Source organism: Kaistia defluvii, assembly GCF_026343955.1.
Classification (GTDB): domain Bacteria; phylum Pseudomonadota; class Alphaproteobacteria; order Rhizobiales; family Kaistiaceae; genus Kaistia; species Kaistia defluvii.
In genome coordinates this window covers 1-20,664 of sequence record NZ_JAPKNI010000009.1, presented here as the reverse complement: position 1 = coordinate 20,664, position 20,664 = coordinate 1, and the positions used below count along the sequence as shown (strand labels likewise).

Annotated in this window: 24 protein-coding genes and 1 pseudogene; 16 read left to right on the top strand and 9 right to left on the bottom strand. The window is 66.6% G+C overall.

Annotation, left to right across the window (positions count from 1 at the left end; genetic code table 11):
- Nucleotides 1-29 precede the first annotated feature (29 nt).
- The gene (locus OSH10_RS19165) at nucleotides 30-482 is read left to right on the top strand and encodes a DUF2214 family protein (RefSeq protein ID WP_266333661.1); all 453 of its coding nucleotides are present in this window, start codon (nucleotides 30-32) and stop codon (nucleotides 480-482) included.
- A gap of 234 nt (nucleotides 483-716) precedes the next feature.
- Here the strand turns inward: OSH10_RS19165 and nth are convergent, their stop codons facing one another.
- Entirely contained in the window at nucleotides 717-1,421 is a 705-nt protein-coding gene (gene nth, locus OSH10_RS19160; RefSeq protein WP_266333660.1) for an endonuclease III, read from the bottom strand.
- Nucleotides 1,422-1,443: 22 nt separating this feature from the next.
- Here nth and OSH10_RS19155 point away from each other — a divergent pair, with 22 nt between their 5' ends.
- Nucleotides 1,444-1,956, top strand: a complete 513-nt coding sequence (locus OSH10_RS19155; RefSeq protein ID WP_266333658.1) for a DUF2244 domain-containing protein — start codon at nucleotides 1,444-1,446, stop codon at nucleotides 1,954-1,956.
- A gap of 80 nt (nucleotides 1,957-2,036) precedes the next feature.
- Nucleotides 2,037-2,918 carry an SDR family oxidoreductase gene (locus OSH10_RS19150; protein ID WP_266333656.1) on the top strand — a complete coding sequence of 294 codons (882 nt, stop codon included), beginning with the start codon at nucleotides 2,037-2,039 and terminating at the stop codon, nucleotides 2,916-2,918.
- On the opposite strand, the gene OSH10_RS19145 is transcribed toward OSH10_RS19150, so the two are convergent.
- The 4 genes from OSH10_RS19145 to OSH10_RS19130 are packed head-to-tail and all read right to left on the bottom strand — an operon-like array spanning nucleotide 2,919 to nucleotide 6,148.
- On the bottom strand, nucleotides 2,919-3,935 hold the full coding sequence (locus OSH10_RS19145) for a glycosyltransferase family protein (RefSeq protein WP_266333654.1): 1,017 nt from the start codon (nucleotides 3,933-3,935) through the stop codon (nucleotides 2,919-2,921).
- Between the two features lie 13 nt (nucleotides 3,936-3,948).
- Nucleotides 3,949-4,710, bottom strand: a complete 762-nt coding sequence (locus tag OSH10_RS19140) for a ferredoxin reductase (protein ID WP_266333652.1) — start codon at nucleotides 4,708-4,710, stop codon at nucleotides 3,949-3,951.
- 9 nt (nucleotides 4,711-4,719) lie between these two features.
- Entirely contained in the window at nucleotides 4,720-5,325 is a 606-nt protein-coding gene (locus tag OSH10_RS19135) for a sulfite oxidase-like oxidoreductase (protein ID WP_266333650.1), read from the bottom strand.
- 58 nt (nucleotides 5,326-5,383) lie between these two features.
- Nucleotides 5,384-6,148 (bottom strand): alpha/beta hydrolase, encoded by a 765-nt coding sequence (locus tag OSH10_RS19130; protein WP_266333939.1) that lies wholly within the window; start codon nucleotides 6,146-6,148, stop codon nucleotides 5,384-5,386.
- 235 nt (nucleotides 6,149-6,383) lie between these two features.
- Here OSH10_RS19130 and infC point away from each other — a divergent pair, with 235 nt between their 5' ends.
- From infC to pheT, 5 genes are all read left to right on the top strand, one after another.
- Entirely contained in the window at nucleotides 6,384-6,923 is a 540-nt protein-coding gene (gene infC / locus OSH10_RS19125) for a translation initiation factor IF-3 (protein WP_266333937.1), read from the top strand.
- Nucleotides 6,924-7,230: 307 nt separating this feature from the next.
- Nucleotides 7,231-7,425 (top strand): 50S ribosomal protein L35, encoded by a 195-nt coding sequence (gene rpmI / locus OSH10_RS19120; RefSeq protein ID WP_266333648.1) that lies wholly within the window; start codon nucleotides 7,231-7,233, stop codon nucleotides 7,423-7,425.
- Nucleotides 7,426-7,453: 28 nt separating this feature from the next.
- On the top strand, nucleotides 7,454-7,828 hold the full coding sequence (gene rplT / locus OSH10_RS19115; protein ID WP_266333646.1) for a 50S ribosomal protein L20: 375 nt from the start codon (nucleotides 7,454-7,456) through the stop codon (nucleotides 7,826-7,828).
- Nucleotides 7,829-7,999: 171 nt separating this feature from the next.
- The gene (gene pheS, locus OSH10_RS19110) at nucleotides 8,000-9,082 is read left to right on the top strand and encodes a phenylalanine--tRNA ligase subunit alpha (RefSeq protein WP_266333644.1); all 1,083 of its coding nucleotides are present in this window, start codon (nucleotides 8,000-8,002) and stop codon (nucleotides 9,080-9,082) included.
- Between the two features lie 10 nt (nucleotides 9,083-9,092).
- Complete coding sequence (pheT, locus tag OSH10_RS19105; protein ID WP_266333642.1) at nucleotides 9,093-11,510, top strand: phenylalanine--tRNA ligase subunit beta; 2,418 nt, start codon at nucleotides 9,093-9,095, stop codon at nucleotides 11,508-11,510.
- A 198-nt stretch (nucleotides 11,511-11,708) separates the two neighbouring features.
- Here the strand turns inward: pheT and OSH10_RS19100 are convergent, their stop codons facing one another.
- The 3 genes from OSH10_RS19100 to OSH10_RS19090 all read right to left on the bottom strand — a co-directional run bounded on the left by OSH10_RS19100 (nucleotide 11,709) and on the right by OSH10_RS19090 (nucleotide 13,598).
- Complete coding sequence (locus OSH10_RS19100; RefSeq protein WP_266333640.1) at nucleotides 11,709-11,957, bottom strand: BQ00720 family protein; 249 nt, start codon at nucleotides 11,955-11,957, stop codon at nucleotides 11,709-11,711.
- Between the two features lie 39 nt (nucleotides 11,958-11,996).
- Nucleotides 11,997-12,425, bottom strand: coding sequence for an Hsp20 family protein (locus OSH10_RS19095; RefSeq protein ID WP_266333638.1), 429 nt, complete (start codon nucleotides 12,423-12,425; stop codon nucleotides 11,997-11,999).
- A 126-nt stretch (nucleotides 12,426-12,551) separates the two neighbouring features.
- Nucleotides 12,552-13,598 carry a Gfo/Idh/MocA family protein gene (locus OSH10_RS19090; RefSeq protein ID WP_266333636.1) on the bottom strand — a complete coding sequence of 349 codons (1,047 nt, stop codon included), beginning with the start codon at nucleotides 13,596-13,598 and terminating at the stop codon, nucleotides 12,552-12,554.
- A 130-nt stretch (nucleotides 13,599-13,728) separates the two neighbouring features.
- On the opposite strand from OSH10_RS19090, the gene OSH10_RS19085 reads away from it, so the two are divergent.
- The 8 genes from OSH10_RS19085 (at nucleotide 13,729) to OSH10_RS19050 (ending at nucleotide 20,527) form a co-directional block, all read left to right on the top strand.
- Nucleotides 13,729-14,343 (top strand): ribonuclease D, encoded by a 615-nt coding sequence (locus OSH10_RS19085; protein WP_266333634.1) that lies wholly within the window; start codon nucleotides 13,729-13,731, stop codon nucleotides 14,341-14,343.
- A gap of 102 nt (nucleotides 14,344-14,445) precedes the next feature.
- Nucleotides 14,446-15,159: an LPS export ABC transporter periplasmic protein LptC gene (gene lptC, locus OSH10_RS19080; RefSeq protein ID WP_266333633.1), complete on the top strand. Its 714-nt coding sequence runs from the start codon at nucleotides 14,446-14,448 to the stop codon at nucleotides 15,157-15,159.
- A complete protein-coding gene (locus tag OSH10_RS19075; RefSeq protein ID WP_266333631.1) occupies nucleotides 15,156-15,800 on the top strand; it encodes an LptA/OstA family protein in 645 nt (214 codons plus the stop codon). The genes lptC and OSH10_RS19075 overlap by 4 nt, the downstream gene beginning before the upstream one ends.
- 190 nt (nucleotides 15,801-15,990) lie before the next feature.
- Nucleotides 15,991-16,764, top strand: coding sequence for an LPS export ABC transporter ATP-binding protein (gene lptB / locus OSH10_RS19070; protein ID WP_266333629.1), 774 nt, complete (start codon nucleotides 15,991-15,993; stop codon nucleotides 16,762-16,764).
- Between the two features lie 119 nt (nucleotides 16,765-16,883).
- The gene (gene rpoN, locus OSH10_RS19065) at nucleotides 16,884-18,431 is read left to right on the top strand and encodes an RNA polymerase factor sigma-54 (RefSeq protein WP_266333627.1); all 1,548 of its coding nucleotides are present in this window, start codon (nucleotides 16,884-16,886) and stop codon (nucleotides 18,429-18,431) included.
- A 274-nt stretch (nucleotides 18,432-18,705) separates the two neighbouring features.
- Nucleotides 18,706-19,296 (top strand): ribosome hibernation-promoting factor, HPF/YfiA family, encoded by a 591-nt coding sequence (gene hpf / locus OSH10_RS19060; RefSeq protein ID WP_266333625.1) that lies wholly within the window; start codon nucleotides 18,706-18,708, stop codon nucleotides 19,294-19,296.
- 97 nt (nucleotides 19,297-19,393) lie between these two features.
- The gene (gene ptsN, locus OSH10_RS19055) at nucleotides 19,394-19,870 is read left to right on the top strand and encodes a PTS IIA-like nitrogen regulatory protein PtsN (RefSeq protein WP_266333623.1); all 477 of its coding nucleotides are present in this window, start codon (nucleotides 19,394-19,396) and stop codon (nucleotides 19,868-19,870) included.
- A 99-nt stretch (nucleotides 19,871-19,969) separates the two neighbouring features.
- Nucleotides 19,970-20,527, top strand: a complete 558-nt coding sequence (locus tag OSH10_RS19050; protein ID WP_266333621.1) for a DUF3833 family protein — start codon at nucleotides 19,970-19,972, stop codon at nucleotides 20,525-20,527.
- A 32-nt stretch (nucleotides 20,528-20,559) separates the two neighbouring features.
- Here OSH10_RS19050 and OSH10_RS19045 read toward each other — a convergent pair.
- Nucleotides 20,560-20,664 (bottom strand): annotated as a pseudogene (locus tag OSH10_RS19045) (IS5/IS1182 family transposase); the annotation flags it as partial.

The window sequence follows — 20,664 nt, the reverse complement described above, 5'->3', positions numbered from 1 at the left end:
CGGGGTTCCGCGCCACGGGGGACATTCTCATGCTCGTCGATCTGCTGCTCGCTATCGCCCATTTCCTGCTCGTCTTCGCCATCGTCACCGTGCTGACGATGGAACTGATGCTGCTGAAGCCGGGGCTGGCCGGCGCGGCGCTGGAGAAGCTCGGCTGGGTCGATGCGATCTATGGCGGGGCGGCGGCGCTGCTGATCCTGGCGGGTTTCGGCCGGGTGTTCCTCGGCCTGAAGGGCGCCGAATTCTATATCGGCAATCCCGTGTTCTGGGCGAAGATTCTCGCCTTCGCGGCGCTGGGCGTGATCTCGATCCAGCCGACGCGCCGCATCCTCGCCTGGCGCAAGCGGGCCAGGGCCGAGCCGGGCTTCGCACCCTCGGCGGCCGAGATCGCCGGCGTGCGCCGGCTGGTGCATGCCGAGACGGCGATGCTGGTGCTGGTGGTGATCTTCGCGTCGATGATGGCGCGTGGCATCGGGATCTGAGGCTTTTTCGCCTCCCAAGGTAGACCTTCGCATAACACCCTCCTCAACATGCTGAGGAGGCCCGGAGGGCCGTCTCGAAGCACGCAGAGCGCGCCGTTATCAAGATTTGCCCTGATGCGGTGCGTCCTTCGAGGCTTCGCTACGCAAAGCGCCTCAGGATGTTGGAGATCGGAGCGCTCGCTGTCGCGAGGATGACGGCCGGCCCGGGTTGGTCAGGGCGCGCGAAAAGCCCGGCTATGCCAGCGTCTTGTCCGGGTAGCGGCAGAGGTCGTTGATGAGGCAGACCGGGCAGTCGGGCTTGCGCGCCTTGCAGACGTAGCGGCCGTGCAGGATCAGCCAGTGATGCGCGTGCAGCATGTATCGCGCCGGGATGATCCGGTTCAGCTCCTTTTCCACCGCCTCGACCGTCTTGCCGGGGGCGAGGCCCGTGCGGTTGCCGATCCGGAAGATATGCGTGTCGACGGCGATGGTCGGATGGCCAAAGGCGATGTTGAGCACGACATTCGCCGTCTTGCGGCCCACGCCGGGCAGCGCTTCGAGCGCGGCGCGGTCATCGGGAACCTCGCCGCCATGCAGTTCCACCAATTGCCGGCAGAGACCCATGACATTCCTAGCCTTGGTGCGGTAGAGGCCGATCGTCTTGATGTAGTCCCGCACGCTGTCCTCGCCGAGCGCCAGCATCTTGGCCGGCGTGTCGGCGATGGCGAACAGCGCCCGGGTCGCCTTGTTGACGCCGGCGTCGGTCGCCTGCGCCGACAGCACGACGGCGACCAGCAGCGTGAAGGTGTTGACGCTTTCGAGCTCGCCCTTCGGCTCCGGGTCGCGCGCCTCGAAGCGTGCGAACACCTCGGCCACCTCCGCCTTGGTGAAGCGCTTCAGGGCGCGCGGGGCCTTGCGGCGCGGTGGCGCGGATGGCGGGAGAGGCTGTGCATCGGACATACATCCTCTATACTGACACCCCATGAGCGACCGCAATGTCGACATGCCGCAGACCGCGCCGCAGGCGCCCGGAAACGTGCTGTTCCGGGCGACGCTGACGCCGTACCGATCGCTGACCCCGCGCGGCTTCGCGGCGCTGATGATGGTCGTCGTCTTCACCTGCCTTGGCAGCGCGCTGCTGTTCTGGTCGATGGGCGCCTGGCCGATCGCCGCCTTTTTCGGGCTCGACATCCTTGCCATCCAGTTCGCCTTCCGCCTCAACTATCGCTCGGCCCGCGCCTGCGAGATCGTCGAGATGACGCAGGAGCACCTGACGGTGCGCCGGATCGCGCCGAACGGCCGTGCCGAGGCCTTCGATTTCAATCCCTACTGGGCCCGGCTGGAGGTCGAGCGCGTGCCGGATTGGGGCATCATCCGCATGGCGCTCGCCTCGCATGGCAGGCGGCTTGCGATCGGCGGTTTCCTCAATCCGGACGATCGCGAATCCTTCGCGACCGCCCTGACCCAGGCGCTGGCCTCCGTCCGCCACGCCTGAGGACCGCGCCGCGAAGGGGCTTGTACGCCCGCCCGGATGGGCGATAGACCGGGTTTCCTTCCCAGGCCCGCGGAGACAGCATGACCGGCAAGCACCTCTTCATCTTCGGGCTGGGCTTTTCGAGCCAGGCGCTGGCGCAGCGGGTGAAGGGCGATTACGCCTCGGTCGGCGGAACGGTCCGCACGGAAGAGAAGGCGGCGCGATTGCGCGAGGCTGGCATCGACGCACTGGTCTTCGACGGCGAGACTGCCAGCGACGCGGTGATCGCGGCGACCCGGCGGGCGACGCATGTCGTGCAGTCGATCGCGCCGGGCACGGCCGGCGATCCGGTGATCGCCCTGCTGCGCGAGGCGCTGATCGGCGCGGAAAACCTCGAATGGATCGGCTATCTCTCGACCGTCGGCGTCTATGGCGACCATGGCGGCGCCTGGGTCGACGAGGCGACCCCGCCCAATCCGCAGTCCGGCCGCTCGGTCGAGCGGGTGCGGGCCGAGACGGAGTGGCAGATCCTCGCCGAGGAACGCCACGTGCCCGTGGCGCTGTTCCGCCTGTCCGGCATCTATGGTCCCGGCCGCAACGCGCTGGTGCAGATCGCGGAGGGAACCGCGCGGCGCCTGGTCAAGCCGGGGCAGGTGTTCAACCGCATCCATGTGGCCGATATCGCGACCGCGGTGGCGGCCGGGGCGGCGCAGAAGGCTTCCGGCGTGTTTAACGTCACCGATGACGAGCCGGGTCCGCCGCAGGACGTGGTGGCCTTCGCGGCCGCGATCGCCGGCAAGCCCGTGCCGCCCGCGATCGATTTCGAGACCGCCGATCTGTCGCCGATGGCGCGGTCCTTCTATGGCGAGAACAAGCGCGTCGGCAACCAGCGCCTCGCCGCCGATCTCGGCGTGCGGCTTGCCTATCCGACCTATCGCGAGGGGATCGCCGCGCTCTGGAAGGATGGCAGTTGGCGCGGCTGATCAGCCGAACAGCCACACGCCGAGCAGGGCCAGTTGCAACAGGGCGACGAGGCCGAGGCCGGCCAGCACGCGGCGCATCAGCCGGTTGAACCGGCGGCGCTGGAGGGCGAGGTCCGCCTCGACCCGCCCGAGCGCCGCATTGGCGGCGATCTCGCTGTCGGCGACGCTGCGCCGCCAGGCGGTGACCATCGCCATCAGCCCGGCGCGATCGAGCCTTTCGGTCCAGACATCATCGAGCCCCAGCAGCGCGGGGTCGCCGACCGCTTCGGAGGCAACCGTCCAGGGCTTCTTGGCGGAATAGTGGAGGACGCGCGCCGCGCTGGCCGCGCTCGACAGGATCGGCTCGTAGGTTCGCAGGTAATTGTCGCGGATCGGCAGCCAGCGGACATCGTTGCCGAGCAAGGCGTTGAGGATGCCCTGGTCGCCACCGTCGAAGGAAGGCGTCGCCGGCAGGCCTTCGAACAGCGCGTTGCGTAGCGCAGGATCCGGGGAAAGCGCGAAGACGCCGGAGTTGAACACCGGAAACGGCTGGTTGCTGAGCAGGTCCGGCGCGGCGGCGAAGCCCGCCCCGTCGAACAGGTCGTCGATCGGCTGCCGCACGAGGCAGTCGCCGTCGAGATAAACCAGCCGGTCGAGCGAGACGAAGCCGAACGTCCAGAGCTTGGTCAGTGTGCGGCGAAACCGCGCCGCCATGCTTCCTTCCAGGTCCAGCTTGACGATTTCCGGCACGGCCAGCACGGCCAGGTTCGGGGCTTGAAACGCCGGCTTCCAGCCGCCAGCCGCGAGAAGCAGGATCGGCAGGTCGGTGACGGCGCGCAGCGAGCGCACCAGCACGTCCAGGCCCAGCGCATATTCCGCCGTGCCGACCAGCACATAGGCGACGCGCCTGCCGTCGCGCCGGGCGCCCGGGCCGAGGCTGTCGAGCCAGGCCGCTGCCGTGCAGTCGAGATGGGCCGCGAAGGCGAGCACGTCGTCGGTGGCGCGGGCGTCGATGGTCTCGGGGACGGCAGAGGCCACGATCGCGTGCGGCTCAGCCCCCATAGCGTTCGGCCTTGATGCTGGCGAAGGGGATTCCGGCATCGAGCGCGAAGGTCGAGGCAGCGCTGACGAAGGGGTTGGAGCCGCAGAGGAAGGTGGTTTTCGGCGGAGCCGGCAGGCTCTCCAGCGCGGCGTCCACCAGCGCGCGGTCGATCCGGCCGTGGCGGATGCCCTCGGTCGGGGCCGTCTCGCGGCTCAGCGTCGCGAACAGGCTGAAATTCGGATCCTCGGCCGCGCGGCGCAGCAGCTCGCCGCACCAGATCAGGTCCTCGCGCCGGCGGGCGGAATAGATCAGCGCCGCCGGGATTTCGGGCGCCGCTTGGGCGCGGTAGCGCAGCACCGACATCAGCGGCACCAGGCCGGAGCCGCCGGCGATCAGCAGCAGCGGGCCGCCATCTTCGGCGCGCCAGATGAAATGGCCGCCGATCGGTCCGCGGATCTCGATCTCGTCGCCGATTTCCACGACCTCATGGAAAAAGGGCGACACCTCGCCTTCGTCGATGAGGTCGATGACCAGCTCGATCTCGCCGCTGCCGTCCGGCGCCGAGCCGATCGAATAGCTGCGCTCGGCCTGGTAGCCGTCCGGTGCCGTCAAGCGCACGTCGACATGCTGGCCGGCGGTGAAGCCATGCCAGTCCGCCGGCTTCAGCCGGAAGATCTTGACGCGCGGTGTCTCGCGCGTGATCGCGACCACGGCGGCCGGCTGCCAGACCAGCCGGGCGGGCTGCGGCGCAATGTCGGGAAGGCTGCTCAAGGCGGAATCTCAATCTCCGGTAAAGCGCTGCTCGCGCCACGGGTCGCCGCGCATGTGATAGCCGCGCAGCTCCCAGAATCCAGCCTCGTCGCGCCGGGTGAACTGCAGGCCGTTCACCCATTTGGCCGATTTCCAGAAATAGAGATGCGGCACCAGCAGCCGCGCCGGGCCGCCATGGTCGGCGATCAGCGGCTTGCCCTCGAAATGCGTCGCCACCATCGCCTTGCCGCCGACCAGATCCTCGGTCGGCACATTGGTGGTGTAGCCGTCATAGGCATGCGCCAGCGTCCATTCGCTGGGCGCGGCGATGCCGGCCTCCGCCAGGATGTCGTCGACCATCACGCCGGACCAGGCGGTATTGAACTTCGACCATTTCGTCACGCAATGGATGTCGCGCGTCAGCTTCGACTGCGGCAGCCGGTTGAAGGCCTCCCAGTCCCAGCTCATCACCGGCCGGACGCCGTCCTTGAGGGTGAAGCGCCACTCGGCAAGCCCGACACGCGGCGTCGGTCCGGCCGAGAGGACGGGGAAGTCCTCGGTCAGGTACTGACCCGGCGGCAGCCTGTCGCCGACGCCGTCGGTGGGCCGCTTGCCGATGAAGCCGCGTGTCGCCATGCCTTGCTCCGATCCTGTTTCGGGCGATCCGGCATCCCGGTTCCCCGCAAAATTCCGCTCAGGCGATCGCCTCGACCGCGGCGATCAGCTTCTTGAGATCCTCCGGCCGCGACAGCCGGTGGCCGGCATCCTTGATGATCGTCAGCACCACATCGTCCTGGGCGAGCTGCGCGACAAGGTCGATCGCGACCTGCCACGGCACTTCCTCGTCGAGGACGCCCTGGATGATATGGACCGGCGCGCCGAGCGCAACCGGCCTGTGGCCGAGAAGATGGCTCTCGCCGTCGTCGATCAGTTTCCGGGTGATCAGATAGGGCTGGTCGGAATAGGCGCTGGGCTGCCGGAGCGCGCCGGTCGCCTCCATCTCGGCCCGCTCGGCCGGGGTCATGCGGGCGTGGATCAGGTCGCGCGTCATGTCGACGGCCGGCGCCAGCAGCACCAGCCCGGCGATGCGGCCGGGCGCGGCCTTGGTCATCTCCAGCGCCAGCAGCAGCGCGATCCAGCCGCCCATCGACGAGCCGACCAGGATCTGCGGTCCTTCCGCCTGGTCGAGCACGGCGCGGGCCTCTTCCAGCCACCGGGTGATGGTGCCGTCGGCAAAGTCGCCGCCCGAGCGGCCATGGCCGGAATAGTCGAAGCGGGTCAGCGCCCGGCCGGTTTCCGCCGCCCACTGGTCGAGCGCCTCGGCCTTGGAGCCCATCATGTCGGACATGAAGCCGCCGAGAAAAAGCACGCCGGGCGCCTGTCCCGGTCGCGCCAGCACGGCGATCTCGCGCGCCTCGGCACCGGTGCCGACGGGGATGGTTCGGGGTTCTGGCTGTATCAATTTCTCATCCACGACTCGAAATATGCGCCGCGCTGCGCCCGGAGGGGGCGGAATGGCGGCTTTTGGTTGACTTTCCCGGCAGCTTGGCAGAGGTTTGCCGGGCTGTCCGGGATCTTTGACCCACGTGTCCGCTTTTTGTCTCGCCTCCGAATCCGGGGCCTAGCCAAACAAGGGGACCGTACCCATTTAGTCAATCCGGCCAGATTCATTAACGTTAGAGGAGAGTGCCCCCATTCGCCGTCCGTTCAAAGCGCAGGAACCCACTAAGGATGGGCCGCGTATCAACCGCGATATTCGTGGTGTCCGTGAAGTTCAGTTGATCGGTGAAGACGGCCAGAATGTTGGCGTCACCCCGATTCAGGATGCGTTGGCTGCTGCCCAGGAAGCAGGCCTCGACCTCGTCGAGATCTCGCCGAATTCCGAGCCGCCGGTCTGCAAGATCCTTGATTTCGGCCGCTTCAAATATCAGACCCAGAAGAAGGCCAACGAGGCTCGCAAGAACCAGAAGGTCGTCGAGGTCAAAGAGATCAAGATGCGCCCCGCCATCGATGACCACGATTACGAGGTCAAGATGAAGGCGATCAAGCGCTTCTTCGAAGAGGGCGACAAGGTCAAGCTGACGCTCCGCTTCCGTGGCCGCGAAATGGCGCACCAGCATCTTGGCATGAAGCTTCTCGAGCGGGTTCGCGACGAGACGGCCGAGATCTCCAAGGTCGAGGCGGAACCGAAGCTCGAAGGCCGCCAGATGATCATGGTTCTGGCCCCGCGCTAGGCGGATACGCAGCCCGGGATCGACGTTCGCAGGGACGTCGCCCCATGGCTTTGCAGGCCTGACAAGTCGGCGGACCGGAATCATCGGCCCGCCCTTTCATCAGGACCTTGCCACGCCCATCGTCTCCCGCTATAGATCCGCCGTTTCCGAGCCGCCCGGCGCGAGGAACGTCAATTCGTTGACGATTTTCTCAGGGCATGCCGCGTCGGCTCACGAATGCTTCCATGCCGAAGCGACCATTCAGTCGCCCGTTGCAAGACGGGCGAGGGTGGTTCTCATCTCGGCAGCATGATTAAGGATGAGCAAAATGCCCAAGTTGAAGACCAAGAGCGGCGCGAAGAAGCGTTTCAAGCTCACCGGTACCGGACGCGTCAAGGCAGGCCAGGCAGGCAAGCGCCATGGCATGATCAAGCGCACCGCGAAGTTTATCCGTAATGCACGCGGCACCACCGTGCTTTCGGATGCGGATGCGAAGATCGTCAAGCAGTTCCTGAACGGCTGAACCGTCCCCCTTACCTGGAGTTTGAACCATGTCGCGAGTTAAGCGGGGCGTAACCTCCCACGCCAAGCACAAGAAGGTCCTGAAGCGCGCCAAGGGCTTCTACGGCCGTCGCAAGAATACGATCCGGACCGCCAAGGCAGCCGTCGATAAGGCCGCCCAGTACGCGTTCCGGGACCGCAAGGCCAAGAAGCGCAATTTCCGCGCTCTCTGGATCCAGCGCATCAACGCGGCCGTCCGCGAAGTTGCCGAGGGCCTGACCTACAGCCGATTTATCGATGGCCTCGCAAAGGCTGGTATCGAAGTCGACCGCAAGGTGCTGGCCGAACTGGCAATCAGCCAGCCGGCAGCCTTCAAGGCGCTGGTCGATCAGGCTCAGGGCGCGCTGCAGAAGCAGGCCGCCTGAGTTGGGCGGCCGCCTCCGGGCGGCCTCCTGCCGGACTTTCCGGGGCCGGAACGCAACCGCGCCGCCGCCGCTTGAACAGCGGCTGCGGCGTTTGGCGTGATCCGGCGAGCATTCCTCTTCGGATCGAACTGACGATGATCCGGCGCTCCACGGGCGCCCATGAGGAATGACATGTCCGATCTCGAACTTCTCGAACGCGACATCCGCGCGGCCATTGACGGCGCTTCCGACGAAGCCGCCATCGAGACCATCCGCGTCGCAGCCCTTGGCAAGAAGGGCTCCGTCTCCGAGCGGCTGAAGGGCCTCGGCGCCATGACGCCGGAAGAGCGCAAGGTCATGGGACCGGCGCTGAACGGACTTCGCGACCGTGTCGCCGAAGCCCTCACCGCCCGCCGCATCACGCTGAAGGAAGCCGGCCTCGCCGCGCGCCTCGCGTCGGAAGCGGTCGACGTCACGCTGCCGCTCCGGCCGAGCCCCATCGAGCAGGGCCGCATCCATCCGATCTCCCAGGTGATCGACGAGATCACGGCAATCTTCGGCGATCTCGGCTTCGCCATCGCCGAGGGCCCGGATGTCGAGACCGACCATTACAATTTCACCGCGCTGAATTTCCCCGTCGGCCATCCGGCGCGCGAAATGCACGACACCTTCTTCTTCAATCCGGACGAGAACGGCGACCGCCTGCTGCTTCGCACGCATACTTCGCCGGTGCAGATGCGCACCATGGAGCGCGAGAAGCCGCCGATCCGCATCATCGCGCCCGGCCGCACCTATCGCAACGACAGCGACCAGACCCACACGCCGATGTTCCACCAGGTCGAGGGCCTGGTGATCGACACGTCGAGCCATATCGGTCACCTGAAGTGGCTGCTGGAAGAGTTCTGCCGCGCCTTCTTCGAGGTCGACAAGGTCGAGATGCGCATGCGCCCGTCCTTCTTCCCCTTCACCGAGCCGTCGATGGAAGTCGACATCCGCTGCAAGCGCGTCGGTAATGAAGTGCGCTTCGGCGAGGGCGACGACTGGCTGGAAATCCTCGGCTGCGGCATGGTCCACCCCAACGTCATCCGCTTCGCCGGCCTCGATCCTGACGTCTACCAGGGCTTCGCCTTCGGCATGGGCATCGATCGCATCGCCATGCTGAAATACGGCATGCCGGACCTCAGAGCCTTCTTCGACGCCGATCAGCGCTGGCTGAATCATTACGGCTTCCGTCCGCTGGACCTGCCGACGCTCGTCGGCGGCCTGAGCTCGTAAGGAAAGACCCATGAAATTCACGCTTTCCTGGCTCAAGGAGCATCTTGAGACCACCGCCTCGCTCGACGAGATCACCGATGCGCTGACCCGCGTCGGGCTCGAGGTCGAGGGCGTCGAGGACAAGGCCAAGCTGCTCGCCCCGTTCACCATCGCCTATGTCGTCTCCGCGGTTCAGCACCCCAATGCCGACCGGCTGCGCGTCTGCATGGTCGATACCGGCTCGGGCGATCCCGTGCAGGTCGTCTGCGGCGCGCCCAACGCCCGCACCGGCATGAAGAGCGTCTTCTCGCCGGCCGGCACCTACATCCCCGGCAAGGACATCACCCTGACGGTGGGCACCATCCGCGGCGTCGAGAGCCACGGCATGCTGTGCTCGGCGGCCGAGCTGGAGCTGTCGGAAGATCATGACGGCATCATCGAACTGCCAGCCGACGCGCCGGTCGGGCAGCCCTACGCCGACTATGCCGGCCTCGGCGATCCCGTCATCGACATCGCCATCACGCCGAACCGCCCGGATTGCCTCGGCATCCACGGCGTGGCGCGCGATCTGGCGGCCGCCGGCCTTGGCACGCTGAAGGATCGCTCGGTCGCTCCGGTCGCGGGAAAATTCCCGTCGCCGGTCCGCGTCCATCTCGACTTTGGCGACACGCCGTCGCTGACGCCCGCCTTCGCGCTGCGCCTGGTGCGCGGCGTCAAGAACGGCCCCTCGCCGGAATGGCTGCAGCGCCAGCTGCGCGCCATCGGGCTCCGGCCGATCAACACGCTGGTCGACATCACCAACTTCCTGACCTTCGACCGCAATCGCCCGCTGCACGTCTTCGACGCGGCCAAGGTCAAGGGCGATCTGGTCGTGCGCCGGGCGAAGGAAGGCGAAAGCCTGCTCGCGCTCGACGGCAAGACCTATGCGCTCGACCCGTCGATCGTCGTCATCTCCGATGACAATGGCATCGAGTCGCTCGGCGGCATCATGGGCGGCGCGGCTTCCGGCTGCGACGAGAACACCGTCGACGTGCTGATCGAATCGGCGCTGTGGGACCCGCTCAACATCGCCCAGACCGGCCGCAAGCTCGGCATCAACTCGGATGCGCGCTACCGCTTCGAGCGCGGCGTCGATCCGGCCTTCATGCTGCCTGGCCTGGAGCTGGCGACCCGCCTGGTGCAGGATCTGTGCGGCGGCGAGGCGAGCGAGGTCGTGGTGTCCGGCAGCGTGCCGGAGCCGCATCTCACCATCGCCTTCCCGGTCACGGAAGTGAAGCGCCTGGCCGGCATCGATCCGGCCGAGGACGAGATCCGCAACGTTTTGACGGCGCTCGGCTTCTCCGTTTCGGGTAGCGCGCCGTCGCTGACCGTTGGCGTGCCGTCCTGGCGGCCGGATGTCCACGGCAAGGCCGATCTGGTCGAGGAAGTCATGCGCATCCTCGGCGTCGACCGCGTGCCCTCGACGCCCCTGCCGAAGTCGGACAACGTCACCAAGCCGGTCCTGACCCTGGCCCAGACCCGCACCCGCCGCGCCAAGCGCGGCCTCGCGGCGCGCGGCATGGTCGAGGCGGTGACATGGTCCTTCGTGGCGAAGCCGGTGGCCGAAGCCTTTGGCGGCGGCAAGCCGGAACTGGCGCTGGCCAATCCGATCGCGGCCGACCTGTCCGACATGCGGCCAAGCCTGCTGCCCGGCCTGCTGCTGGCCGCCCAGCGCAATGCCGATCGCGGCGTCGCCGATCTGGCCCTGTTCGAAGTCGGCCAGATCTTCCGCGGCACCAGGCCGACAGACCAGCTGACCGCGGCCACCGGCATCCGTCGCCTGAGCGCGACGGTGAACGGCGCCGGCCGCCACTGGCAGGGCAAGGCGCCGGCGGTTTCGGTGTTCGACGCCAAGGCCGACGCGCTGGCGCTGCTCGACGTGCTCGGCGCGCCGGTGGACAAGTTCCAGATCGTCGCGGGCGCGCCGTCCTGGTTCCATCCCGGCCGCTCCGGCACGATCCAGTTGGGTCCGCAGAACATCATCGGCTGGTTCGGCGAACTGCACCCCTCCGTGCTGGAGGCGCTCGACGTTTCCGGCCCGCTGGTCGGCTTCGAGATCCTGCTCGACGCCATTCCCGTGCCGCGCGCCCGTCCGACCAAGACCAAGCCGCCGCTGGAACTGGTGCCCTACCAGCCGGTAACGCGCGACTTCGCCTTCGTCGTCGATCGCAAGGTCGAGGCGGCGAAGCTGGTCAAGGCGGCGCAGGGCGCCGACAAGGCGCTGATCTCCAGCGTCTCGGTGTTCGACGTGTTCGAGGGCGCGGCGCTCGGCGCGGACAAGAAGTCGATCGCCATCGAGGTGACGCTGCGCCCGACGCAGAAGACGCTGACCGACGAAGAGATCGAGGCAGTCGCCGCCAAGATCGTCGCCCAGGTCGGCAAGGCGACGCAGGGCGTCCTGCGTTCCTGACCTGGTTGAATGCAGAAAGCCGTCCGGACCTGGTTCGGGCGGCGAGGGAGGGGCGCGCCGCCCCATGACCGTCAAGACAACCGGGCCGTCCCCCAAAATGCAAAAGGCACCGGATCTTCCCGCGGGAAGGATCCGATGCCTGGCATCGTCTGGTAGTCCGCCGCCGCCGGGGGAGGCCGGCGCGGCGGGGAAGCGAGCCTAATGCAGGCTCACCGCTTCGAGGTCGTTTTCGTGCGCGTTCATGACGACCGCGTCGCGGCTGTCGGAAATCATCAGCGGCGTGCCGCGCGCGTCGAGCAGGGCCCAGAACTTCTGGCCGGCTGCGAGTTCAGGCGCATCGGGGAACAGGTCGCGGATATTCTCGGACTGGACCGCCTTCACATAGGCGATCTGGCCGTTGCCGAGGCCCGCAAGGCTCTCGGGCGAAATGGCGATACGTGCAGACATGATATGTCTCCTCATTGAGAGCGAGAAGGACCGGCGACCTCAGTCGCGAACGCCGATCTCGATCTTGCGCACCACACGCTCCGGCGTGGGCCGGGCGAGATCGATGGCAAGTAGTCCATCTTTCAACTCCGCCGAGATGATCTCGATCCCGTCGGCCAGCACGAAGGTCTTCTGGAACTGTCGTGCCGCGATGCCGCGGTGAAGGTAGATCCGCTCCCGATCATCGGATTGGCGGCCGCGGATGACGAGCTGATTTTCTTCCACGGTGACTTCGAGTGCTTCGCGGCTGAAGCCGGCCACGGCCAGCGTGATCCGCAGGCACTCGTCGCGCGCACCGTTTTTGGTGATCCGCTCGATGTTGTAAGGCGGATATCCGTCGCCCGATGCCTTCGCGACCCGATCGAGAACCCGTTCGATCTCGTCGAATCCCAGAAGCAACGGACTGGAGAACGCGGAAACGCGCGACATCCACAAAGTCCTTTCACTAAGCGACCTTGTAACCGGACCCTCCACGAGGCATCCGACGGGAACCTTCCCGTGGTCCCAATATGGTTGTGCCGGGCCGGCGCTTCAAGAACGTCGGCAACCGATCCTTCACGGTCCCGTTGCCGCAGCCAGACGCTGAGGTTTCTCCCACGTTCCCGACCGTTCCGAGCGGAAAAGCGCGTCCAGAACCGCCATGTTCGCCAGCGCATCGTCGAGCCCGTAGAGCCACGGTCCCGTGCCACGCACCGCGCGCGAAAATGCCTCCGCCTGCAGGGCATACTGGTCGACCGGGGGGAAGGTGATGGTCTCGGCCGGCTGGCCCGGGCCGTGCAGGTCGAGCAGGATCCGCGACTTCTCGTCGGTCGGCGCAGAGAACGGCGTCTCCATCTCGATCCGCCCCTCGCTGCCGACGATGCCGACGCGCTGATAGCGGAAGGCCTGGGTCGACAGCGTCGCCGAAAATTGCCGGCCGCCACCAAAATCGGCGAGGATGGAGGTGGTGCGGTCGGTATGCATCGTGGGGTCGCGGTCGATCAGCGCCAGGACGCGCAGCGGCTCGGCGCCGAAGATCAGCCGGGCCGAGGCGATGGCGTAGCAGCCAATGTCCAGAATGGCGCCGCCACCGGTCTCTGGCCGGTTGCGGATGTTGGCCGGGTCGACGTTCAGGAAGGCGAAGAAGGTCTGTACGGCACGGATCGTGCCGATCCGGCCCGCGGCGAGGAGCTTCTGCACCTCCTGCCATTGCGGGTGGTGGCGGATCATGAAGGCCTCGCCGACCAGGATCCCGGCCGGCACGGCCTTCAGCCGCAGCGCGTCCGTGAGATCGAGCCCGATCGGCTTTTCGCACAGGACATGCTTGCCCCGGGCGGCGGCGGCGAGGGTCGTCTCGACATGCAGATGGTTGGGCAGCGCATTGTAGATCGCGTCGATCTCGGGATCGTCGATCAGTTCCTGATACGAGCCATAGGCCTTGGGAATATCGAAGGCGGCGGCGAAGTTGCGGGCATTGTCGAGGCTGCGCGACGCGACGGCGGTGACACGCGTCGACGGGCTCTTCAGCATGGCCGGCACGACCCGCTGGCGGGCGATGCGGGCGGTGCTCAGAATGCCCCAGCGCACCGGGTCGGTGGCGGGCTCGCCGGGCGGGTTGGGCATGGTGGCGTTCCTCCGTCTGCGCGGCTTCGGGGCGCTGCACCCGCGTCGCTGTGACCTGCGTCATTGCAGAAGTCGACATGCTTCGCTAGGAAAACGCAAACGCTTCCGAAATCTGAGGATTTTTTCTGTCATGACGATCCGCCTGCATCGCGGCGATCTGCCCGATCTCTCGAATTATGGCGCATCGGTCGCGATCGATACCGAGACTCTGGGGCTCAATCCGCATCGCGACCGGCTCTGTGTCGTGCAGCTGTCGCCGGGCGACGGCTCGGCCGACGTCGTGCAGATCGCGCAGGGCCAACGCGAAGCGCCGAACCTGGTCAAGCTGCTGACCGATCCCGGCGTCACCAAGATCTTCCATTTTGCCCGCTTCGACGTCGCCGTGCTTGGTCATGCCTTCGGCATCACCGTCAATCCGGTCTATTGCACCAAGATCGCCTCGCGCCTGACCCGTACCTATACCGACCGGCACGGCCTGAAGGATCTGGTCAAGGAACTGCTCGACGTCGATCTGTCGAAGCAGCAGCAGAGTTCCGACTGGGCGGCGCAGAAGCTGACGGAGGCGCAGCTTGCCTATGCCGCCTCCGATGTCTTGTATCTGCATGGCCTGAAGACCCGGCTCGACGAGCGCCTGGCGCGCGAGAACAGGACGGAGCTGGCCGAGGCCTGCTTCCGCTTCCTGCCGACGCGCGCGGCGCTCGACCTTGCAGGCTGGCCGGAACAGGATATCTTCGCGCATTCCTGAACGCAGGGCGACGTTGCGTCGCGCCTTGGTTTGCGCCGTCGGATATCCATATGGTGTCGCAGGCTCGCTGCGGCGGGGAAGCGATGAAAGAGCGGAGAGTGCATGAGCGCGTCGACTGACCCGACCTGGTCAGCAGGAGGCCCTGGCCGATATGTGGACGCCCGCCCGGGCGTCGACACACGCTATCGCGCGGCCATGCGCCACAGCCGCTTCGTGCGCATCCTCAAGATCGCCCTGCCCACCGTCAGCGTGCTGGTCGCCGGCGCCTTCTTCGTCTTCACCTATTTCGTGCCGAGCCTGCCGGAGGGCGTCTCGTTCGGCTCGATCGACGTGACCAACAACGCCGTTGTGATGGAAAACCCGCATGTCTCGGGCTTCACCAACAATGGCCGCGCCTATGAGCTCAAGGCCGACCGGGCCGAGCAGTCGCTGAAGGATACCAAGGTCGTCACGCTGCAGAAGATCGGCGCCACCATCGGCATGGACGATGCCGGCGGCACGGCCAAGGTCGTGGCGACCACTGGCACCTATTATGCCGACAAGCAGCGCCTGTACCTCGACAAGGCGATCACGTTGTCGACCTCGACCGGCATTGCCGGCACGCTGCAGAACGCCGACATCGACATGAAGGCCGGCACCATGCGCTCCGACCAGCCGATCGACTTCACCGCCCAGGGAAGCCGCATCCAGGCCAACAGCGTCGAAGTTCAGGATCGCGGCAAGCGCGTTCTGTTCAGAAATGGGGTAAAGGTGACATACTCTGCCCCTGCCGACTCGCCTTCCCCGCAGCCCGCCGCACCTTCGGTGATCGAATGACAAAACTGTCCCACCGCCTCGTCTTTGCACTCGCCTTCCTGCCGATGGCGCTTGGCGCTGTCGAAGCCCGGGCGCAGTCGTCCGCCGATCTGTTCAAGGGTTTCCAGACCGGCCAGAAGGGCCCGGTCAATGTCGAGGCGGATTCGCTCGACGTGGTGGAAAAGGACGGGCAGCGGATCTCCACCTTCACCGGCAACGTCACCGTCACGCGCGGCGACAGCGTGCTGAAGGCCGGCAAGATCTCGATCTTCTCGGCCGGTTCGAAGACGGCGCCCAAGGATGCCAAGGCTGCGGATGCCAAGGCGACGGACGCGGCCGATGCAAAGCCTGCCGCCAAGGAGGCATCGCAGCTCGAAGGCAGCCTTCCCGGCGCCGGCAGCTTCACCCGCATCGAGGCGAGCGGCAAGGTCTACGTCAATTCCGGCGCCCAGACCGCGACCGGCGACACCGCCGTCGTCGACATGGTCGGCAAGCTCGTCACCCTTTCGGGCAATGTCGTGCTGAGCCAGGGCCCCAACGTCATCACCGGCAACAAGCTGACCTGGGACATGACCACCGGCCGCGCCCGCGTCGACCAGAAGCCGGGCGCCCGGATTCGCGGCATCTTCACGCCGGGTTCGGCGCCGGGCAAGACGCCCTAGCCGTCGCGTAGCGCCATCGGGCGGCCGTGTCGCGGCGGCCCGATGCGGGGCGTCGCTGGACGCCGGAATCCCGCAGGGATCGTCCCGATGACAAACAGCAGCCGGCAGCGCCGGGGCATCGAACGGAGCGCCGGACATTTTTTCGAGCCTATTCAAGCGCCGGGGACCGGCAACGGCCGATCTTGCCGCCATGCGCGCCGCCGAGCCGCAAGTCACCCGCTATGCCCAGGACGCCGGCGGTCCCGGCTGGCTCGTCGCCCATGGCATCGGCAAGAGCTACCGCCGCCGCCGCGTCGTCAATTCGGCCAGTCTCGCCGTGGCGCGGGGTGAGGCGGTCGGCCTGCTCGGCCCCAATGGCGCCGGCAAGACGACGATCTTCTACATGATCACCGGCCTGGTGCAGGCCGATCACGGCCGCATCGAACTGGACGGCAACGACGTCACAAACCTGCCCATGTATCGCCGCGCGCGCCTCGGCATCGGCTATTTGCCGCAGGAAACCTCGATCTTTCGCGGCATGACGGTCGAGCAGAACATCATGGCCGTGCTCGAGGTTGTCGAGCCCGACCGCCACAAGCGCGAGGAAGAACTCGATTCGTTGCTGGCGGAGTTCCACATCAGCCATCTGCGCAAGTCGCCGGCCATCGCGCTGTCCGGTGGCGAGCGCCGGCGCTGCGAAATCGCCCGCGCGCTGGCCAGCCGCCCGGCCTTCATGCTGCTCGACGAGCCCTTTGCCGGCATCGATCCGATCGCGGTCGGCGACATTCAGACGCTGGTCCGCCACCTGACCCAGCGCGGCATCGGCGTGCTGATCACCGACCACAATGTGCGCGAGACGCTGGGTCTGATCGACCGCGCCTACATTATCCACGCCGGCGAGGTGCTGATGGAAGGCCGGCCGGAGGATATCGTTGCCAGCCCGGACGTGCGACGGCTCTATCTCGGAGAGCAGTTTACGCTTTGAAGCCGGCGCGGCTTGCGATACGAATGGATGAACCAAGCAAGTCTTGGGCCACCGGGCGGGACGGTCCGTGGCCATAGGGCAAAAAGCCTTGGACCACATCCGGGATTCGCTGCCGAAGAATGGCTCTCTCACAAAAACTCCTGCTTCGGCAGAGCCAGTCCCTGGTGATGACACCGCAGCTGATGCAGGCCATCAAGCTGCTCCAGCTTTCCAATCTGGACCTCGTCGCCTATGTCGATGCCGAACTCGAGCGCAATCCGCTGCTCGAGCGCGACGAGCGTGACGACAGCGCCGGCATCGCGTTGCCGGTCGAGGGCGCGTCGGACGCGGCCGAGGATCGCGACATCGCCGGCGATGTCGCCGACGACCGGCCGGACTGGCTGGAGACCCGGCTGGAGGTCTCGCCCGACGCGATCGCCGAGCGGCTCGATACCGACCTCGCCAATGTCTTTCCCGACGACCATGGCGCCCCGGCGGGCGAGGGCGCGGCCATGCCGGCCCCCGATCCCTGGGCGACCCCGTCCGATCGCCATTCGGTCAGCAGCGACGATTACAACCTCGAGGCCTTCGTCGCCGAGGAGAAGTCGCTGGCCGGCGCGCTGGGCGACCAGCTCGGCCTCGCCGTCACCGACCCCGGCCTGCGGCTGATCGGCCAGGCGCTGATCGACGAGGTCGACGAGGCCGGCTACATGCGCGGCAGCCTGGAGGCCGTCGCGACCCGCCTGGGCGCGCCGCTGGCGCTGGTCGAGCAGGTCCTGGCCGTGCTGCAGACCTTCGAGCCGACGGGCGTCTGTGCGCGGGATCTGGCCGATTGCCTGGCCATCCAGCTGCGCGAAGGTGGCCGCTACGACCCCGCCATGGCGATTCTGCTCGCCCATCTCGATCTTGTCGCCCGTCGCGATCACGCCGCGCTGAGGCGGCTTTGCGGCGTCGACGACGAGGACCTGGCCGAGATGCTGCGCGAATTGCGCGCCCTCAACCCCAAGCCCGGCAGCGCCTTCGGCTCGGCGCCGATCCATCCCGTGGTGCCGGACGTGGTGGTGCGCGCCGCGCCGGATGGCAGCTGGCGCATCGAGCTCAATACCGACACGCTGCCGCGCGTGCTGGTCAACCAGAGCTACTACGCCAATGTCGCGCGCCATTCGAAGGGCGAGGACCGCACCTATCTGAGCGAGTGCCTGCAGACGGCCAACTGGCTGGTGAAGAGCCTCGACCAGCGGGCCAAGACGATCCTGAAGGTGGCGACCGAGATCGTGCGCCAGCAGGACGCGTTCCTGGCCCAGGGCGTGGCGCATCTGCGGCCGCTCAACCTGAAGACCGTGGCCGAGGCGATCGCCATGCACGAATCGACGGTCTCGCGCGTCACCTCGAACAAGTACATGGCGACGCCGCGCGGCGTGTTTGAACTGAAATATTTCTTCACGGCCTCGATCGCTTCGTCCGAGGGCGGCGAGGCGCACTCGGCCGAGGCGGTCCGCCACCGCATCAAGGCGCTGATCGACGGCGAGACACCGGATGATGTTCTTTCCGACGATACACTCGTCAAGATGCTGCGTGATTCCGGCATCGACATTGCGCGGCGCACCGTCGCCAAGTACCGCGAAGCGTTGCGGATTCCCTCCTCCGTTCAGCGCCGCCGGGAAAAGCAAGCCCTTCTGGCGACTTAAAGTTTAGGCGTCTGCCCCTTGCCTTGCGGGCGCAGAAGGACCAGCTTCAACACAGGGAGATTGCTTGCCGGGCCGCCTTTCTTGACTTCCCGGCATGCTGTCCCTAGAAGGGCGCGGCGCCAACGGCAGCCGAGGCCTCTGAGCCGGGAGGAAATCGGCTCGAAGTCGGCAGGCCTTGGTGACGCCGGAACGCGACGTGCCCGACGGGGCTGCTTCACGCGATTGCGCGAGGGAGCTTCGGTTCGCAACGACGACCAAGGGGTACGAGAAATCCATGTCTCTGCGCATCTCCGGTAAGAATATCGAAATCAGCGACGCCTACCGCACGCATGTGGAAGGCCGCGTTGGTGACGCGATCGGCAAATATTTCGCCGGCGGCTTCTCGGGCCGTGTCGTCTTGGAGCGTGATGGAACCGGCTATCGCGTTGACTGTGCCCTGCATCTCGACAGTGGAGCGGACCTGCACGCCGAGGGGCGCGGGCACGAGATCTACCCGACCTTTGACCAGGCCGCGGAGCGGATCGAAAAGCAGTTGCGGCGCTACAAGCGCAAGCTGAAGGACCATCATCCGCGCAATGGCGCGCAGGATATCGAGGCCAACTACACCGTGCTGGCGGCAACGCCGGACGAGGACGAGGAACTGGCGGCCGACTACAACCCCATGGTCATCGCCGAGGAAACGAAGGCCCTGCGGACCATGTCGGTGTCCGGCGCCGTGATGGCGATGGATCTGGCACAGTCGCAGGTCGTGGTATTCCGGCATGCCGGGCATGGTGGCGTGAATATCGTCTACCGCCGGCGCGACGGCAATATTGGGTGGATCGACCCGGCCCAGGCCGGCAAAGGGGATTCCGTCGTCAGCTAATTCCGCGTAAACTCGGAATGGAATTTCGGCGCGCTCGGGGAGTGCGCCGAAACGACGGGTCTTGAAGGTTTGAACCGAGGCATTTTTGAACCAAGTCATGGACCTCAGTGATCTCATCAGCCTGGACGCCATCGTCCCGGCCCTGAAAGCCAATGGCAAGAAGCAGGCTCTTCAGGAACTGGCCGAAAAGGCTGCGAAACTGACCGGTCTCGACGAACGGCAGATCTTCGACACCCTGCTGCAACGCGAACGCCTGGGCTCGACCGGCGTCGGCAACGGCATTGCGATTCCGCATGGCAAGCTGCCGCAACTGACGCGGATCCATGGCGTGTTCGCCCGCCTTCCCAAGCCGATCGATTTCGAATCACTCGACGATCAGCCCGTCGATCTGATCTTCCTGCTGCTGGCGCCGGAAAATGCCGGAGCCGACCATTTGAAGGCGCTGGCCCGCATCGCGCGCCTTCTGCGCGAGCCGGGGCTCGCCAACAAGCTGCGCGCCTCCAGCGACCAGTCGGCGCTGTTTGCCGTGCTCACCGAGAGCGCCGCCGCCGCGCCCGTCAGCGCGTCGGGCTGACTTCCGGCGGCGATTGCGCCGCGAAGGCTGACGAAACGCAAAAACTCAGGCTAGACTGGCTGCGGCATGGGCATCGGGCGCATGCACGGGGCCTTTGCAATGAAGATCGCGCATCCACTCGTCCTCCTGCTGGTGCTGCTGCTTTCCGGCGCCGGGCTGGGCACGGCCCAGGCCGGGCCGACGCTGGAAGAGGCGTTTCGCGGCGAGGCGACGGGAGTCGGCCGCTTCAAGAGCCAGTTGGCCGGGGTCGATCGCGGCTTCGTCGTCACCACCAAGGGACGCAGCGCCGGCGGCAAGTTCGTGCTCGACCAGGTCTTCCGCTTCGACAATGGCGCGCTCGACCGCCGCACCTGGCATTTCCGCAAGACCGGTCCCAACACCTATGTCGGCACGCGCGACGATGTCGTCGGCACGGCCAAGGTCGTGGTGGGCGAGGACGCCATCCGCATGTCCTACGACCTGATCACACGCGGCAGGAATGGCAGCAAGCTGCAGCTGCATTTCGAGGATACGATCCGCCGCACCGGCCGAGACAGCATCGTCAACAAGGGCGTCATCTCGATGCTCGGCATGACGGTCGGCTCGGTCGACGTCGCCTTCCAGCGCCAGAAGGGCCTGCGCAAGCGCAGCCGCGCCGAAGAACTGGCCCGCCAGTAGCTCCCCGCCCCGCCTTTCTCTAGGGTCCGGACTCAATTGAGCCAGTAGGCGCGGATTGCGGCCAGGAGCACGCCGGAGAGGTAGTTTCTGGCCAGCTTGTCGTATCGGGTGGCGACGCGGCGGAAGTCCTTGAGCCT